We start from the raw sequence: 17,046 nt of genomic DNA, 5'->3' as shown, positions 1-17,046 counted from the left end.
TTTCTGGAGAGAGGATCATGCTGCCTCAAATCAAATTGATTATTTAACTTGTGGGTTCAATACTACTTGCTTGTTTTCTGCTTCTTTATTGACAGCAGCCTTTTCTTTCCCGGGACTGCGTGATGAAGTCAGCAGGAAAATCGCAGCAAAGTATCCGATATAGGCAATGACTTCTTCAATTGAAGGCATTGATGAGTATCCAAACAGAGCCTTCAGGAAGATGCCCACATCGCCAGAGATAATCGGTGCGACACCAGTATCACGTAGATAATGTGCATGATCAATCGGATGTTCCGGCAATAGCCACGTAATATCATAAACATGATACATAACGCTTCCAATTATGTTTACATCCTGCATCATCGAAATCGCCTGTACGAGCAATCCGGCAGAAATCAGGATGATAAAGGCACCAGTGATTTGGAAAAACGTCTTTAGCTTTACCTTCATCGTGCCTTTGAAGAACATGTAAGAGACGGCAACGGCAATCAATGTACCTGTGATCGCTCCCCATCCCTGCATGGCAGCACCGATGTTACCACCTGTGATTGCCGCAAAGAAGAAGACCGTTTCAATACCTTCACGCAAGACGACAAGGAATGAATGGATGACCATACCGACAATATTTCCTGTCGAGATGAATTTCTTCATTTTCCCTTCCATGTTCCCTTTTAGGTCCTTACTGTGACTCGCCATCCAGAATACCATCTGGGTCAAGAGAACAGTGGACACAATCATGATTCCTATTTTCAAATAAATCTCACTGCCCATAGCAGCGAAGCCAGTGAACACAACCTGGAACAAAATCGCAACTCCGATACTTGCCAGAACAGCAAGTCCGGCACCCAGCCATACATACTTTGTATACTTTGGATTACCAGTTCTCTTTAAATAGGTTGTGATGATTCCGATGATTAATAACGCTTCCAATACTTCACGAAAAGTAATCAATAACGCTTGAACTTCCATTGCTGATTCTCCCCCTCTCCAAGGTGTCATCTATCTATTTACTTTCTTCGTTTAATGCCAATAACAACTATCGCACCAATGACCGCGACTATGAGGATCAAAGGAATCCAGTTACGGATATTTGAACGATCTGTCCAGTCCTTTTTGCCTGGTCCTTCTTCTTCCTCTGTATCTGTAAAATGCCCGACTTCCAGGCTCGGAAGATCAAATTCATCTTGCAATGTATTCAGGATATTTTCTTTTTTCTCTTTAAAAACTTCTATGTCAGAAGGCTTCTTCCCTACTCCAAAGAGCCCGGGATTTCCTAGTGCCTCAAGTGCAGCATCAAAGTCAGCTTTTATTTGTTTATCCACTTCAGGGTTATTGCCCTCTACCTTTGGCGATAGCGCTTGATATGTAGCATATCCCTTTGCCAGCAGCTTCTTTGAAGTGTCATACTCCTCAAAGCTTTTCTCAATGCTTTCTAGCCTTCTCGCAACATTCAATACGAGGAGTTTCTCCATATTTTCAATCGTTGCTTCTTTATCTTCTGCTTCCAGGCTTTCCATGATCACTTCTCCTGGCTCGTTTCCCATGTGCATATCGACTTCTTCTTTAACCGTTTCAAACAGGGAGGTTGCGGCCGAGAAGTTTGGAGGGTCCTCATCCAGCTTCAATTGCATTTCCTTATAGACTTCCGCGACTTTTTCTTCATTTGGATCACCATATGAATAAGCGCTGGCAGTCTGTGGAATGCCGTTAATGAGAATAAATATCAATGTAAAACAAAAAAATATAGCTTTTTTCATTTACTGTTCCCTCCTACAATGATAATGATAATGATTATCATTTCTAATGTCAATCATATTTGATAATCGTCACTTTATTGTCACTATTTTTACTGTTTTTAGATGGGGATTTTTCTACCCCGATAACCTTTGAGACAGGCCTGGACATTTCCCGGTAGACTGCTGGCACAACATTCGTCATATATTTCTTGAATGAAATGAACGATGTTCCCGTTGTCCTGACGCGGTATTTAATCGGGATTTCAAGGACCCGGAATCCCTTCCTGACAAGATTGAGTGTCAGCACTTGCGCATAATTGTAATCATGGATAATTTCCGCATGCTCAAGAACTCTTCGAGAAAAAGCCCTCATCCCGGACTGGCCGTCATACAGCCATTTTCTCAACAATAATGTTTGCAGGAGGGTGAAACAATAGTTCCCTATCCTGCGATGAAATTTCATCCCTTTAATTGTGCCCATAAATCGGGAACCCATTGTATAATCCGCTTCTCCATTTAGAATCGGCTTGACTATATCAGGAATCTGCCAAGCAGGGTACTCTCCATCAGCATCAATCATCACACCGACGTCGGCACCCCTCCGGAAGCATTCTTCTATTCCTTTTCGGACCGCGGCTCCCAGGCCGCGGTTTTTCTCGAAGCTTATAATATGGTCGGCCCCTGCTTTTTTCGCTTCAGCAACAGTTCCGTCCGTCGAACCATCATCAATGATTAAAACCTCTACTTGATCCGCTCCGGCAAAGGTACGAGGGATATTTACAATCACTTCCCCAATGGATTCTTCTTCGTTAAAAGCCGGCAAAAATACGATAACTTTACTCAATTACATTCTCATCCTTCTCTGCTTTTATTGCATCCATTAGAACTTTTCCTCTGCTGCTCGCCGGATAAGGGGCACCCATCAGATAAGAAATCGTCGGTGCCAGGGATACAAGGCTGTGTTTTTCTTGGACTTTAACTCCCTTGGCGATATGTGGGCCATGCATGAAAAATGGAACAAATCGTTCTCCTTCATCCAGGTGTCCGTGACCGCCGATCCCATCAGCCTGTCCGTGGTCTGCACAGACTACAAGTGTTGTGTTCTCCATCTTCCCTTCGCTTTCCAGCCATTGAACAAACTCCTGAATGAGCGCGTCTGCTTCCTCAATCTTTTCAATATAATCATCATAGAGGACACCTCGGCTGTGGCCAACCTGATCCGTGCCGATCATCTGGACTATAAACAGATCCGGGTCCTGTTCATCCATAATTTTTCTTGCCCTAGCAAGCATGTTTGTATCCGCTTTGTCCTTATGCATGACAGCTGTAACGGTCTCGACATCACTGCCCATCGCATCAACGAGGTGGGCAATGCCAAGAAGCCGCCCTCTTTTGCCCACTTTGCGAAGCGAGTCAAATATTGTTTCTGTGTTAACTCCAAGTTTATAGACCATATTCGACTTGATGCCATGCTCAAACGGATAGGTCCCAGTGAACATGGAACTGAAGCAAACAACGGTCCTGGCAGGATACAATGTTTCCATATTCAAGTATTCAGTACCGTTCTCTTTTAGCTGATCGAGAAATGGTGTATTCGCTTCATAAAAGCGCTCTTTGCGCATTCCGTCAATAACGATGACAATTACCTTATCGGACAGGCCATTCTCCGGCACTTCCGGTCCATCATCCTTCGTGTAGCTCTCATATGCCTTTGGCTTCCAGTCAAATAAATATCGGTGCAGAATAAAGGCAAAGAGGAGGACAAAGCCATAAAAAATAGCCATATCAAAAAAAGGTATATTCGCACCGGCGGTTAAGGTACCGAATGACAGTTCCCAGAGAGAAAGCAGCAGGAAAACTTTCGGAAGCTGCTCCTGTGCATTCCCGCTGGTAGAGTCACTATTCTTTAAAACAAGCTTCCAAAACCTTGTGAAATTAAGCCATGAAGTACCAATCCTTAGATGATAGTAAAGCGTTCCCCAGAAAAACACTGTAAAGAAAAAGTACAATCCGGCTGCGAAAAGCAGAAGATTAATATCAGGCTCAGGCCAAACAATCATAAAAACAATTAATGGTATCCACAAATAGTTTCTCAAGAATAGTGGAAAATCATAAATAAAATAGATGATGAACAGCGGAAGCACAGTCAGGAAGGAGAGTAAAAAATCAGCTATGCTGCCTGTACTCCCTAAATCTCCGAGATGAAATAATACCATGGTGCCAACTGTAAAAATTGGCGTAAAGGGCTTCCCCTCATTAAGCAAATTCCAGCTTCGGGCCGCGAATTTCTCAAACTTTGAAGCACTTTTCATGATTCGTTGCCCCTTTCCCTAGTCCATTTTTTCAGTAAGTGCGCCGGTACAGGATAAGCAGCCAATGCAATCCCTCCGACTATGAAAGAAAATAAATATTTCAATCCATGGGTAATGACCGCAGCTGTATAGGCATTTTCGGGAGCTATTCCATTTGCTCCTAACGCAAAAACCATAATGGCCTCATAGCTGGCAATTCCTCCTGGTGTGATCTGGAAGATCTGCCCGGCAACCGTAATGCTGTTTACCCAAATTGCCTGTACAAAGCTGATGATGCTTCCGCCATTCAATATGACCCCATAAATGACTGCTGCTTCGAGGATCCAGCTTATCAGGGTCAGCATAATGATCCAGACTCCCCGCCAGCCAGTGAAAGCATTTTTCACTATAGTTAATTGTCTGTCAAAGAAAGCACGGAATTTATAGTAAAGAATGATTGTGACAACAACACCGCTTGCTCCCAGCCATACGAGAAACTTTCCATTCAAAGGCAGCTCAAGAAAAGCCAATCCTGCCGAAGCCATTCCAAATAGAATTAACGTATCCATAACCCGTAGGACGATCACTGAATTAAATGCTTCTAACCCCGTAATATCCGGCTCCCTCGCTTTCAAGACACCAATCCTCGCAAAATCTCCCGCTTTGACTGGAAGGAGATGATTCAGCAGCAAGCTGTAAAACAGGCCGTACATGCAGGTTGTAAGTCGTACTCTATTGTTCAGATAAAGCTTCCAGGCTGCCCCCCTTGCCAAAAAAGCAAGGAAATAACTGCAGAAAATGAGCAGCAGGATTCCTGGTTTTGTTGCGATTGCCTTTATTTCCTCTATAATCATGCCAGCATCAAGATAATAAAACGTCATAATTAGAAATGCGGAAATCAGCAAAATGGAAATTAGTTTCTTAAAGGTAGTCTTCATACTGCTCAGCCCATGCCACAGTCTCTGCAATTCCTTTTCTGAAGTCCACCTCTGGTTGATAACCAAGCAATTCCCTTGCCAGGGTAGTATCAGCCCATGTCCGGTCCACGTCTCCCGCACGGTTTTCCTCACGCCTGATTTTCATATCAGGATAGTAAATCCGGAGCTCGTCCAAAAGCTGGTCCATCGAAACCGGCCTGCCGGATCCAATATTGATAATGGCACTTTGTTCCAAATTTTTCAGAGCAAGGCTAATGCCGTTCACAATGTCACCTACATATGTATAATCACGAGATCCGCCCTGGCCAAAAATCGTGATTTCTTCACTGTTTTTCAATTTTTTTATGAAATTAGCGATTGCCATATCCGGCCTTCCCCATGGACCGTAAACAGTAAAGAATCTTAGGATCTTAACATCCAGTCCATATAGATGGCCATACACATGGCAAAAAGATTCAGCCGCGTATTTTGAGGCCGCGTAAGGAGAAATAGGTTTCCCAGCTGCCATCTCTTCTTTGAACGGGATATTTCTCATCATTCCATATACAGATGATGAAGAAGCAAAAATGACCTGCTTCACACCAGCCTTTCCGGCTCCTTCAAGTACGTTGACCGTAGCCTTCACATCATAATCTATGTATTCAAGCGGGCGAAGAATCGAATAAGCGACTCCTGGCAATGCCGCCAGGTGGACAATTGCTTCCGGTGATATTCTTTTGATGATGTCAATGGTCTTTTCACGGTCCAGAAGATCTGCTTGATAAAATTGAAAATCACCGGCTTTTTTAATGACATCCAGATGCTGTTTTTTTCTCTCAACAGAGTAATAAGGGTGCATGTTATCGATGATCGCCACCTCATGATGCTCCTTCAGCATTTTTACGGCAAAATGGCTTCCAATGAACCCTGCTCCTCCAGTAATCAAAATTCTCACGATTACACCTCTTTCTTTCTCAAGCCATTTTACCATAGTATTTCATCTAGGCTCTTTTCTCAAACTTTGTTGCTATTGACTACAAAATAGGATTGTATTACCTAAGTTTCATGACAAAATTAACGCTTATTATGAGAAAAGAGCTTGCTAACTTAGTACCGACATACAAAATGACTTTTGTCACGTTAATATCGGCTTTAGGATTTTAACAACAATCTTTACGAAAACAGCCTTCATCTAAAAAACGAAAATAGAGCCGCATCGCTGCGGCTCCCGTTTTTTAAAGCAGACCATCTACTGCTGAAATAACTGCGTCGCCTTTTGCTTTTGCATCTTCCGGCTTATTTTCCGCAATGGCATTATACCATGCTTCAGCATCTGCAAATACGGCCTGAGTTTTTTCTTCACCTAATTTTTCAGTCATCTGCCCTTGAAGCATTTTCAGGAACATGTTCCCTTCCATTGCACTTACTTTAGCTTCAACCGCATTGTTTTCTGCTAACAGATTCGGAGCCTTTTCGTAGTAGCCTTTGATTTTGCCAGCCACTGCCTTAGCGAATAAAGCATTTGTTTCTGCCGCTTTAATCGCAGCTGGATCAGTAGTGTTCAAAGTGAATAATTTATCTAACTGAGCAGCAGCCGCTTCATCTCCGCCGCTAAGAGAACCCTTGATTGCTTGATAGAAGCCCCATGCCTCAGCCTGCATGATGGATAGTTCCTGCTTATCTTTTCCTTCTTTAACTCCTGCTTCAATTTTCTCAGCATAAGATTTTGCTGCAAGATAGTAGCTTCTGTAGATTGACTTATCCGTTACCTGAAGATATACCTGGAAATCTTCAGCATTACCAGCATTAAGCGCTTCTTCCTGTGCGGATAGTCCGGAATTAATGTTCTCGACAAGGCTAGCATCTCCGCTAAGCTCGTAATACTTATCACGTTTTTCAGCTGTTGGAATGAAAACTTTTTCCGTCAGATGCTTAATTTGCGCGAATGCAAGATTTGCGTCTTCCTTCTTGTCCTCAGTCAGTGCAGCAACAGCTTCCTTTTGAAGTGCCTTTTGATTTTGATAGAAATAGGATTGAATTGTCTTATCCGTCAATTGAACAGCGATAATTGGTTCCATTTCTCCGCTTTTTCCAGCTGTAAGTGCAGCCTGGATTGCCTGGTCGAATTCAGGACTAAGCTCGGCTACATCCTTTTGAAGACCTGCTTCATATTGTTGCTGGACAGTATCCCAGTTCACTTCCTGGCCTTCTTTGGCTTTTACTAGTTCGGACATCATATCAGAATAAGCAGCAGCTTGCTTTGCTGCATCTGTATCTTCAACGTTCACTTCCTTGGTTTCTTCATTATTATTTTCCTTAGTTTCTTCAGTCTTTTTTTCTGTTTCAGCCTGTTTGTTTTCTTTAGGCTTTTCTGCTGTTTCGTCTCCTCCGCACGCTGCCAATACTGTACTTGCCATTAAAAAACTTGCAAAAATTGCTTTCAGATGCTTTTTCTTGTTCATGTTTTAAATCCCCCTATGTAATGTGAGTAGTCTTATAAATGATAATGATTTTCATTGACAATTGTTATTATAGGCGAGAATGATTATCACTGTCAACGAACTTTGTAAGAAAACTTTGACAAACTTGTGAAATGTTAATTTTACACTTAATCTGAACGAGATCTAAGCAGCAAAAGTGATAGCAAAGCTGATTGAATACTATTTAAATTTTCGACATCTAGGTGCATAACCTATCAATCTTCTACCAAAGAAGCATTGTTATTATGTTTCAAATAAAGTTCTGCATTCAGTTCATAAAAAAATCCCGCCTTCTCTGAAGGCGGGATTTTTTGCTTTAATCTTAGATATGCTGCTGCAGGCGTCCTGCAAGTGCTTCTTTTGGTTGGAATCCGACTACTTTATCAACCGGCTGACCATCCTTAAGGACAAGTAGTGTCGGGATGCTCATGATGCCATATTGAGCTGCAGTCTGCTGATTGTCATCAACATCAAGCTTCACGATTTTTACTTTATCGCTCATTTCTGAATCTAATTCTTCAAGCACAGGAGCGATCATTTTACATGGGCCGCACCAAGGTGCCCAAAAGTCAACAAGCACTAGGCCTGATCCTGTTTCGTTAGCAAAAGTTGCGTCAGTAGCATGTGTAATAGCCATTTGAATGCCTCCTAAATAAATCTGAATACTAACGTCAGTATATCATCGTTTACCAATTGATGCTATTTATCTGCTCTTGTTGTAATTTACCCTTTTCACATATGAATATTCCCATTTTATTCGTTTTTACAGGAACAAAAAGCGCAAGCGCCTTGTTCAGCCCCGACAAGCGCTGGAGGGCCTGCCAATGAAGTCGTTCTTTGACTTCATTGGCAGGACCGAAATCGAAATGTGTAGCCGACTGCCCAGAAACGCAGAAACTGGAGACTCCGACAAAGAAGCGCTTTTTGCTTCTGCCGGCGGAGTTGAAGTTTCGGAGTTTCTAGGAGGCGAAACTAGACAAGCGTCTCGAGGGGCTAGGCGCTGGAGCTGGATTAAGACACCCATATGTAGTTATCCACACAAAAAATGCTTTTATAATTTCCTATACAGACAAAAAAACGGACGAATGTGACGTCCGTTTTTTTAAGTTAAAAATAATTATGCGTTGACTTTAAGCTTCTTGAATTCTTCAGTAAGCATCGGAATAACTTCGAATAAATCGCCTACGATACCGTAGTCTGCGACTTTGAAGATATTAGCTTCTGGATCCTTATTGATTGCGACAATGACCTTGGAGTTGGACATGCCTGCAAGGTGCTGGATTGCTCCGGAAATACCGGCAGCAATATATAAGTCTGGAGTTACGACTTTACCTGTCTGACCGATTTGCAGTGAATAATCACAATAGTCAGCATCACATGCACCACGTGAAGCTCCAACAGCTCCGCCAAGAACGTCAGCAAGTTCCTTCAGCGGCTCGAAGCCTTCTTCGCTCTTCACACCGCGTCCGCCCGCTACTACAACTTTTGCTTCGGAAAGATCTACACCTTCAGTTGCTTTACGGACAACATCCTTGATGATCGTTCTCAAGTCCTTGATTTCTGCAGAGACTGCTGAAACCTCTCCGGATTTACCTGCATCTCTTTCCAGTGGAGCGATGTTGTTAGGACGGATTGTCGCAAACACTAGTCCATCGGTAACAATCTTCTTTTCAAAAGCTTTACCAGAATAGATTGGACGAGTGAAAACAAGGTTTCCGCCTGCTTCTTCAACCGCTACAGCATCAGAGATTAATCCTGAACCCAATTTGCTTGCGATTTTAGGTGCAAGGTCTTTTCCAAGAGATGTATGACCAAAAATAATTCCTTCCGGGCTTTCCTGCTCGATTACAGCCATCAAAGCTTGTGAGTAACCGTCAGGTGTGTATTGTGAAAGCTTGGCGTCTTCTACTGCCACCACTTTGTCAGCACCATACTGGTAAAGGTCATTCCCTAAAGCGTTTACAGACTCTCCGATCAATACTCCAATTACTTCTCCGCCCTCAGCAACTGTTTTTGCAGCTGCAATTGCTTCGAAAGAAACGTTTCTAAGTTGTCCGTCACGTGATTCTCCCAATACTAATACTTTTCTCGCCATTTGATTTACCTCCTGCGTATTTATTCTTCCTTTATGTCTTAAACGACTTTCGCTTCTGTGTGAAGCAGGTTGACAAGTTCCTTAACCTGGTCAGCAAGTTCGCCTTCAAGGACTTTTCCTGCCTCTTTTTGCGGAGGAAGATAAATTTCAATAGTCTTTGTCTTAGCTTCTACATCGTCCTCATCCAGATCAAGATCATCAAGCTCAAGCTCATCAAGCGGCTTTTTCTTTGCTTTCATGATTCCTGGAAGAGATGGATAGCGAGGCTCATTAAGCCCCTGTTGTGCTGTTACAAGAACAGGAAGGCTTGTCTCAATGACTTCTGAATCCCCTTCTACGTCTCTAGTAATCGTAGCAGTCGTTCCATTGATTTCTAGTTTCGTAATCGTTGTCACATAAGGCATTCCCAGCTGTTCCGCAACACGAGGTCCTACCTGGCCTGATCCGCCATCGATCGCGACATTACCGCCAAGAATAAGGTCAGCCTCTTTATCCTTTAGGTATTCAGAAAGGATTTTGGCAGTTGTGAACTGGTCGCCGTCTTCAACGTCATCCTCGATATTGATCAATACTGCTTTGTCTGCTCCCATAGCCAGCGCTGTGCGCAGCTGCTTCTCTGTTTCTTCATTGCCTACAGAAACGACAGTCACCTCGCCGCCATGAGCGTCCCTTACCTGGATTGCTTCCTCAATCGCATATTCATCGTAAGGATTGATGATGAATTCAGCACCATCTTCATTGATCTTGCCGTTTGCGATCGTGATTTTTTCTTCTGTATCGAATGTCCTTTTCATTAGAACGTAGATATTCATTTGTTCCCCTCCTAAGTATTCAAACATTTTAGCTGTTCTAAAGATTAGAAAAATTTATTTCAAAAAAAATGATGCTAAAAGGTTGGCTTATCTGCCTTTAAAATCAGGCGGCCTTTTTTCCAGGAAAGCCTTGATTCCCTCCTGGCCGTCCTCAGACAGGAAGACATCGCCAAAATACTGGGCTTCTTCCTTAACTCCTTTGTAAAAGGATTCGTGCTTGGAATAGTTCAATAGCTTAATAGCTGCCCCCAGGGAAACTGGACTCTTTTTCGCAATTTTCCCGGCAAGCTTGTATGCGTTTTCAAGCAACTGCTCCTCAGGGTAAGCATGGTTGGCCAATCCATATTTGACTGCTTCCACACCTGTGATAGGGTCGCTTGTAAACAGCATCTCGGCCGCTCTTGCTACGCCCATATATCTTGGCAGTCGCTGGCTGCCTGCAAACCCTGGAATCAGACCAAGCTGCAGCTCTGGCAATCCCAATTTAGCGTTTTCGGCTACAAGGCGGAAGTGGCATGCCATTGCAAGCTCCAGGCCGCCGCCCAATGCCGCGCCATGGATGGCAGCGATAATCGGCTTTGGAAAATGCTCCATACGCTCGAAAAGATCCTGGCCATATTCAGCAAGTTTGGCAAAGTCTTCTCCGGTTTTAATTGTGGTGAATTCTTTGATATCCGCTCCTGCAGAGAAGAACCTGCCTTCACCATGGATTAAAACAACCCTGATTTCTTCATTCCCTTCAATCTCATCCAATACTCCTGAAACTTCTTTCAGCAGTCCGGATGCAAGGGCATTCGCCGGCGGACGGTCAATCGTGATCGTAGCGATCCTGTCCTCCGCAGACCATTTAAGATACTCCACATTTTCCCCTCCTTTTACATGAAGGCAAGTTTCGCATCCTGGAAAATCTCCTTTCTGCGAAACTAGCCTTTTTCCCCTGCCTTTTCCGCTTACAGGTATTCAAAGCGACGGAAAGTCGGGAAAGACGTGATTTAAAGGACCGGTTTGGTGTCCTGGTAACCGCAGCCATTGATCAGCAGCTGGTGTACCGCTTTTGCCAGGTCAGTAAGATTGTATTTCTGTTCATTCATTACCCATGAAGTCGCAGTTTCATCTACTGTACCAAAAATCATCTGCCTTGCAAGACGCAAATCCAGGGAGCTTGAAAACTCTCCATTCTCTATGCCTTCCAAAATGATTTTGTCGATCAGCATTAAGTAGCCCTTAAGCACCTCGTTGATTTTATGCCGGAGATCCTTATTTGACTGCCTTAGCTCCAGCTGGGTTACAATTGCAAGATGCCGGTCATCTGAAAGAATCTTGAAATGCGTTTCGACCAACATATATAACTTCTCTGTTGCTGTTTGTTTTCCTGCAATTTTTTCTTCAATACTTCCCACGAAGTAACCCATTTTCTCCTGGAACAGAGAAATCAGTATGTCTTCCTTATTCTTGAAATACAAATAAATGGTCCCATCAGCCACTCCAGCCTGCTTTGCTATTTTAGACACCTGCGCCTGGTGGTAGCCGTTTTCTGCGATAATGACCACTGCTGCGTCAATTATTTGCATATATTTCGGCCTGTTTTTCTTCATTTCTTTCACTCCCGCTCCAGGAAAAGCACAAGCATTAAATGCTACAGTGGCACACTCCCGTTTACGATTTTTGTCTGCAACCCTATTCACTGAATGAATCGTCATTCATATTTTTATAATAGTATTCACTCACATTTCTGTCAAGGAAATGTGTTTCATTTGGACAAGCCTTCTAATTCAAAAAGAAAGAGCCGATATCGGGAGACGGCTTTTTTAAGTTAAGCTCGCTTCTGCTGGTCTTCCTGGTTCTTTGCTTTCTCTTCATCCACCAATGCTCTTCTGAGAATTTTACCTACCGCGGTTTTGGGAAGTTCTGCCCTGAACTCATACAATCTTGGCACCTTGAATGCAGCAAGATGTTTCCGGCAATATTCATTCAGTTCTTCTTCTGTCGCGTGTGAACCTTCCTTGAGCACGATATATACTTTTACCGTTTCTCCCCGATAAGGATCCGGGATTCCTGCTGCTACTACTTCCTGAACAGCTGGATGCTCGTAAAGGACTTCTTCAATCTCACGCGGGTAAATATTAAAGCCACCGGCAATGATCATGTCCTTCTTCCGGTCGACAATATAGAAATACCCTTCCTCGTCCATATAGCCAAGGTCTCCGGTCAAAAGCCAGCCGTCCTTAAGCACTTGCTCTGTTTCTTCCGGCCTGTTCCAATAGCCTTTCATTACCTGCGGGCCCCTGACTGCTATTTCACCAATTTCACCAGGCGGAAGCGGTTCTCCGGTTTCCATTGAAAGGACGACAGAATCCGTATCCGGCCAAGGAACACCTATGCTTCCTTTTACCCGCTTTTTATCCCATAGGAAGTTTGCATGTGTCACCGGAGAGGATTCGGTCAGGCCATAACCCTCAACAAGCTTTCCGCCTGTGACTTCCTCGAATTTCTCCTGCACTTCCACTGGCAGCGGAGCTGATCCGCTAATACATGAATCAATCGATGACAGATCATATTTTTTAATGTCTGGATGATTCAAAAGCCCGATGTAAATGGTAGGTGCGCCAGGAAAGAGTGTTGGCTTTTGTTTTTGTATCGTCTTCAGTGTCGTTTCAGGGTCGAATTTCGGTAAAAGCACCATTTTCTGGGCCTGCATGACAGAAAGAATCAATACTGCCGTCATACCATACACATGGAAAAATGGAAGGATTCCCAGGACTGTCTCTTCACCCTCTTTACATTTGTACAGCCAGGCATTGCTCATTGCCGCATTCGCAATCAGATTTTTATGAGTCAGCATGACCCCTTTCGGAAACCCTGTCGTTCCGCCGGTATATTGCAATAAAGCCAGGTCTTCTTCAAAATCCATTTCATATTCTTTAATGTTTCCGGCAGGCTCTTTCATAATCTCGGTAAAAAGATGGTTCTGGCCTTCATGCTTTACGTTTACAATGATGCCATATTGTTTTTTCTGGATGAATGGATAGACAAGATTTTTTGGGAAAGGAAGATAGTCCTTGATAGCGGTTACAATTACATTCTCTAAATCCGTATTTGCGATGACCTTTGAGACCCTAGGGAATAAAATGTCGAGCGTAATGATCGCCTTAGCCCCTGAATCCTTCATCTGGTATTCAAGCTCTCGTTCCATATACAGAGGGTTTGTTTGGACGACAATTCCGCCAGCCATCAGGATTGCGTAGTAACTGATGATAGACTGAGGAGTATTAGGGAGCATGATCGCAACCCTGTCTCCTTTACCAATTCCCAAGTCTTGCAAATAAGCAGCCAGTTTTTTCGCATAGTTGTAAACTTGCTTATAGGTCAGTTCTTTGCCCATGAAGTGGATAGCAATCTTCTCTGGGTATTTTTCAGCTGTCTGCTTTAAATAATCCTGGACCGTTGCCTCCTTAAGATCCAAATGAGCTGGTATTTCTGGAGGGTATTGCGACAGCCATGGCTTTTCTACTTCCATCTTGTTGCCTCCTTATTTAAAATTTTTTGAAAATTCTATCTCTCATTATAATATAATGGTCTTTTTATGACAATTAGAATAGTTTTTTGGGGGATTATAGGGACAAACACCCAAACATATTACCTGATTCTGAACCTTCCTCTCTTTATTAAGAACAAAAAAACCGCCAACAAGGCGGTTTTAAGCTTTTTATGCAAAAAACATCATATAGACAATGCCGACTAACAGGAATACTCCGCATAGAATCAGCAATATTTTAGCCAGTTTTTCCACTCTTTTAGATCCCCCTGTTAAATTCCTGCGCCGATGATATAAGACAGGCCGATAGAAATGACCATAGATATCAGGCCTACTGCACGGTTGTCGTTTTCTATTTCTTTATCGATGTTGAACTTGGGTGTCAGGAATTCAAAAATAAAGTATCCGATCAAAAGCAGGACGAAGCCAAAAACTCCCCAGCTGATCATCGTAAGCAGTGAATCATGCTGATTGATGGAATGGCGGAATATATTAGCTACACCGAAGATTTTCCCGCCTGTGGCCATCGCAACGGAAAAATTGCCTTTTTTGATTTCCTCCCAGTTGCGATATTTTGTCACTAGTTCAAAAACAGCAAGGAATACGACGATACAGAGAATCGATACACTGTAGTAGCCAGCTGTCACTATAAATTCATTTTCCCAGAAATGATCCATATCCATTCTCCCCGATAAAAATTTACCCCACATCCTATTATAAAGTGTTCAGATAGGGATTTACATTTATTTAGGCTCTTTACGCAAAACTTTATAGCTTTCACAAACAATGAGCGTTTATACCGTCACACTACTTGAATTCTACTACAGTCACACCTGTTCCGCCTTCTCCTGCATCCCCGAATCTTATTTTCTTGACAGAGCGATGGTTGCGAAGATATTCCTGCACTCCCTGTCTTAGTGCTCCGGTTCCTTTGCCGTGGATGATATTGACCCTTGGGTAGCCGGCAAGCAAGGCATCATCAATATATTTCTCTACTCTCATGAGAGCATCTTCATAACGCTCACCCCTCAGGTCAAGCTCAAGGCCGACGTGGAAGTCCTTGCCTTTTACTATCGCTATTGGTTTTGTTTCTGCCGGCTTGGGAGTATTTATATATTCCATATCCGATTCTTTTACTTTCATCTTGAGAATGCCAATCTGCACTTGCCATTCTTTCGCGTTAACGCGCTCGACAAGATGTCCTTTTTGATCAAAGGTCAGGACCTTGACCTCATCCCCTGGCTTGAATTCGTGTTTGGCAGGTTTCGCTTTGCCGCCGCCCTTCTTCACCTGGTTGAGCTCTGGAGTGGCATCGCTAAGGCGCCTTTTGGCGTCGATCAATTCATGTTCTTTAATCTCGGCACCTTTTTCAAGCCGCAGCTTGCGAAGGTATCGAATGATTTCTTCCGCTTCTTCCTTCGCTTTTTCTAAAATTGATGCTGCCTTTCCTTTTGCCTTTTCGGCTAGTTCATCTTTTTTCTCGTAATACTCCGCCATTTGTTTTTGCAGATCCTTATGCAGGTGGTCGGCATCTTTTAACAGCTGATGCGCCTCTTCCCGGTCTCTCTCCGCCTGCTTCCGGCTGGACTCAAGGGAAGCAATCATATTTTCGACCTCATTGCTGTCTGCGCTAATATAGGATCTTGCTGTATTGATGACAGACTCTCTCAATCCAAGCCTCTTGGAGATTTCGAAAGCATTGCTTCGCCCAGGCACTCCGATCAATAGTTTATATGTCGGACTCAATGTTTCCACATCGAATTCAACGCTGGCATTAATGACGCCTTCCCGGTTGTAGCCATAAGCCTTTAACTCTGGATAGTGGGTTGTCGCAATCACCCTGGCCCCCCGCTGATACACTTCGTCCAGGATCGAGATCGCCAGTGCGGCTCCTTCCTGGGGATCAGTACCGGCACCAAGCTCATCGAAAAGAACAAGGCTGTTGTGGTCAACCTTTTCAAGGATGTCCACAATATTGACCATATGGGACGAAAAAGTACTCAAACTTTGCTCGATTGACTGTTCATCACCAATGTCAGCATAAACTGATCCAAAAACAGCCACTTCAGAACCGTCGAGTGCCGGAATCTGCAATCCGGCCTGCGCCATCAGTGTACAAAGTCCGACCGTCTTCAAAGTAACGGTTTTCCCTCCGGTATTCGGTCCCGTTATAACGATTGTCGTATAATCATTACCTAATGTGACACTATTAGGGACAACTTCATCCATCGAGATCAATGGATGTCTTGCCTGGAAAAGGTTGATTCTGCCCTCATCATTGACAATTGGTTTTGAGCCCTTGATTTTGCTCCCGTAACGTGCCTTCGCAAACATGAAGTCAAGCTCGCCCATGATGCTGACAATCTTCAGGAGCTCATCATGGTGATCGGCGGTAAGTGCCGAAAGCTCAGTAAGAATCCGTTCGATTTCCTGCTGTTCTTTTACACGGATGCTCTGAAGTTCATTATTCAACTGGACAACAGATTGAGGTTCAATGAAAAGGGTCTGCCCGGATGAACTCTGGTCATGGATGATCCCTCCGTAATGTCCCCGATATTCTTGTTTTACAGGAATGACAAACCGATCATTCCTTATGGTGATGATGGCATCCGAAAGCATTTTTGCCGCGTTGGAAGAGCGGATCATACCTTCCAGTTTTTCACGTACTCTTGCTTCTCGTGTACGCATCTGCTGGCGGAGCGACCTCAGTGCTTCACTCGCTCCGTCAAGAACCTCGCCGCCTTCATCGATTGCGTTCCGGATCGATTCTTCAAGATTTGCCAGCACAATGATTCCCTCAGTATAGCCCAGTAAAATCGGGACTTCGGTAACCTCCTGCAAATCGTCGACAAAGCGCTTCATCTGCCTGCTTGCATGGACAGTGCTTGCCACCTGGACCAGTTCAAGCGGACTGAGCATCCCGCCGATTTGCGCCCTTTTCACATGCGGCCTAATATCATGGATTCCGCCTAACGGTACATTCCCCTTTAGTCTCAGAACCTTTGCCGCTTCATCTGTTTCTTCCTGCAAACGGGATACTTCCGAGAAATCAACAGAAGGCATTAAAGCAATTGCTTTTTCCCGTCCTAACGAGGATGAGACGTGTTCAATCAGCTGGTTCCTGATCTTATCAAATTCAAGTGTTTTCAAAACTCGCTGCTGCACAAAATTTCCTCCTTC

General features: G+C 43.7%; 16 protein-coding genes. 1 reads left to right on the top strand and 15 read right to left on the bottom strand.

What is annotated here, in order from left to right; genetic code table 11:
* Nucleotides 1–39 precede the first annotated feature (39 nt).
* The 8 genes from J7E35_RS05790 to trxA form a co-directional block, all read right to left on the bottom strand.
* A complete protein-coding gene (locus J7E35_RS05790) occupies nt 40–969 on the bottom strand; it encodes an FTR1 family iron permease (protein WP_214777867.1) in 930 nt (309 codons plus the stop codon).
* Between the two features lie 38 nt (nt 970–1,007).
* Nucleotides 1,008–1,757, bottom strand: coding sequence for a hypothetical protein (locus tag J7E35_RS05785; protein WP_214777865.1), 750 nt, complete (start codon nt 1,755–1,757; stop codon nt 1,008–1,010).
* Between the two features lie 49 nt (nt 1,758–1,806).
* Complete coding sequence (locus J7E35_RS05780; protein ID WP_214777863.1) at nt 1,807–2,580, bottom strand: glycosyltransferase family 2 protein; 774 nt, start codon at nt 2,578–2,580, stop codon at nt 1,807–1,809.
* On the bottom strand, nt 2,573–4,048 hold the full coding sequence (locus tag J7E35_RS05775; RefSeq protein WP_214777860.1) for an alkaline phosphatase family protein: 1,476 nt from the start codon (nt 4,046–4,048) through the stop codon (nt 2,573–2,575). The genes J7E35_RS05780 and J7E35_RS05775 overlap by 8 nt, the downstream gene beginning before the upstream one ends.
* Nucleotides 4,045–4,965, bottom strand: a complete 921-nt coding sequence (locus J7E35_RS05770; RefSeq protein ID WP_215023950.1) for a lysylphosphatidylglycerol synthase transmembrane domain-containing protein — start codon at nt 4,963–4,965, stop codon at nt 4,045–4,047. The genes J7E35_RS05775 and J7E35_RS05770 overlap by 4 nt, the downstream gene beginning before the upstream one ends.
* A complete protein-coding gene (locus tag J7E35_RS05765) occupies nt 4,949–5,899 on the bottom strand; it encodes an NAD-dependent epimerase/dehydratase family protein (RefSeq protein ID WP_214777856.1) in 951 nt (316 codons plus the stop codon). The genes J7E35_RS05770 and J7E35_RS05765 overlap by 17 nt, the downstream gene beginning before the upstream one ends.
* Before the next feature lie 280 nt (nt 5,900–6,179).
* The gene (locus tag J7E35_RS05760; RefSeq protein ID WP_214777853.1) at nt 6,180–7,406 is read right to left on the bottom strand and encodes a hypothetical protein; all 1,227 of its coding nucleotides are present in this window, start codon (nt 7,404–7,406) and stop codon (nt 6,180–6,182) included.
* A gap of 340 nt (nt 7,407–7,746) precedes the next feature.
* Nucleotides 7,747–8,061 carry a thioredoxin gene (gene trxA, locus J7E35_RS05755; protein ID WP_214777851.1) on the bottom strand — a complete coding sequence of 105 codons (315 nt, stop codon included), beginning with the start codon at nt 8,059–8,061 and terminating at the stop codon, nt 7,747–7,749.
* Between the two features lie 187 nt (nt 8,062–8,248).
* On the opposite strand from trxA, the gene J7E35_RS05750 reads away from it, so the two are divergent.
* Nucleotides 8,249–8,515: a hypothetical protein gene (locus J7E35_RS05750; RefSeq protein WP_214777849.1), complete on the top strand. Its 267-nt coding sequence runs from the start codon at nt 8,249–8,251 to the stop codon at nt 8,513–8,515.
* 26 nt (nt 8,516–8,541) lie between these two features.
* Here the strand turns inward: J7E35_RS05750 and J7E35_RS05745 are convergent, their stop codons facing one another.
* The 7 genes from J7E35_RS05745 to J7E35_RS05715 all read right to left on the bottom strand — a co-directional run bounded on the left by J7E35_RS05745 (nt 8,542) and on the right by J7E35_RS05715 (nt 17,031).
* Nucleotides 8,542–9,519: an electron transfer flavoprotein subunit alpha/FixB family protein gene (locus tag J7E35_RS05745; protein ID WP_214777847.1), complete on the bottom strand. Its 978-nt coding sequence runs from the start codon at nt 9,517–9,519 to the stop codon at nt 8,542–8,544.
* Nucleotides 9,520–9,557: 38 nt separating this feature from the next.
* Nucleotides 9,558–10,331: an electron transfer flavoprotein subunit beta/FixA family protein gene (locus J7E35_RS05740; RefSeq protein ID WP_214777845.1), complete on the bottom strand. Its 774-nt coding sequence runs from the start codon at nt 10,329–10,331 to the stop codon at nt 9,558–9,560.
* A gap of 87 nt (nt 10,332–10,418) precedes the next feature.
* Complete coding sequence (locus J7E35_RS05735; protein WP_214777843.1) at nt 10,419–11,192, bottom strand: enoyl-CoA hydratase; 774 nt, start codon at nt 11,190–11,192, stop codon at nt 10,419–10,421.
* A 131-nt stretch (nt 11,193–11,323) separates the two neighbouring features.
* A complete protein-coding gene (locus J7E35_RS05730; protein ID WP_167832747.1) occupies nt 11,324–11,926 on the bottom strand; it encodes a fatty acid metabolism transcriptional regulator FadR in 603 nt (200 codons plus the stop codon).
* A gap of 218 nt (nt 11,927–12,144) precedes the next feature.
* A complete protein-coding gene (locus tag J7E35_RS05725; protein ID WP_214777841.1) occupies nt 12,145–13,848 on the bottom strand; it encodes a long-chain-fatty-acid--CoA ligase in 1,704 nt (567 codons plus the stop codon).
* Between the two features lie 290 nt (nt 13,849–14,138).
* A complete protein-coding gene (locus J7E35_RS05720; protein ID WP_214777839.1) occupies nt 14,139–14,543 on the bottom strand; it encodes a DUF350 domain-containing protein in 405 nt (134 codons plus the stop codon).
* A 130-nt stretch (nt 14,544–14,673) separates the two neighbouring features.
* Nucleotides 14,674–17,031, bottom strand: a complete 2,358-nt coding sequence (locus J7E35_RS05715; RefSeq protein WP_214777837.1) for an endonuclease MutS2 — start codon at nt 17,029–17,031, stop codon at nt 14,674–14,676.
* Nucleotides 17,032–17,046: the final 15 nt, after the last annotated feature.

This window comes from Bacillus sp. ISL-45 (assembly GCF_018613195.1).
In the GTDB taxonomy this organism is placed as follows: Bacteria; Bacillota; Bacilli; order Bacillales; family Cytobacillaceae; genus Mesobacillus.
This window is presented reverse-complemented; position numbering and strand designations above follow the sequence as displayed.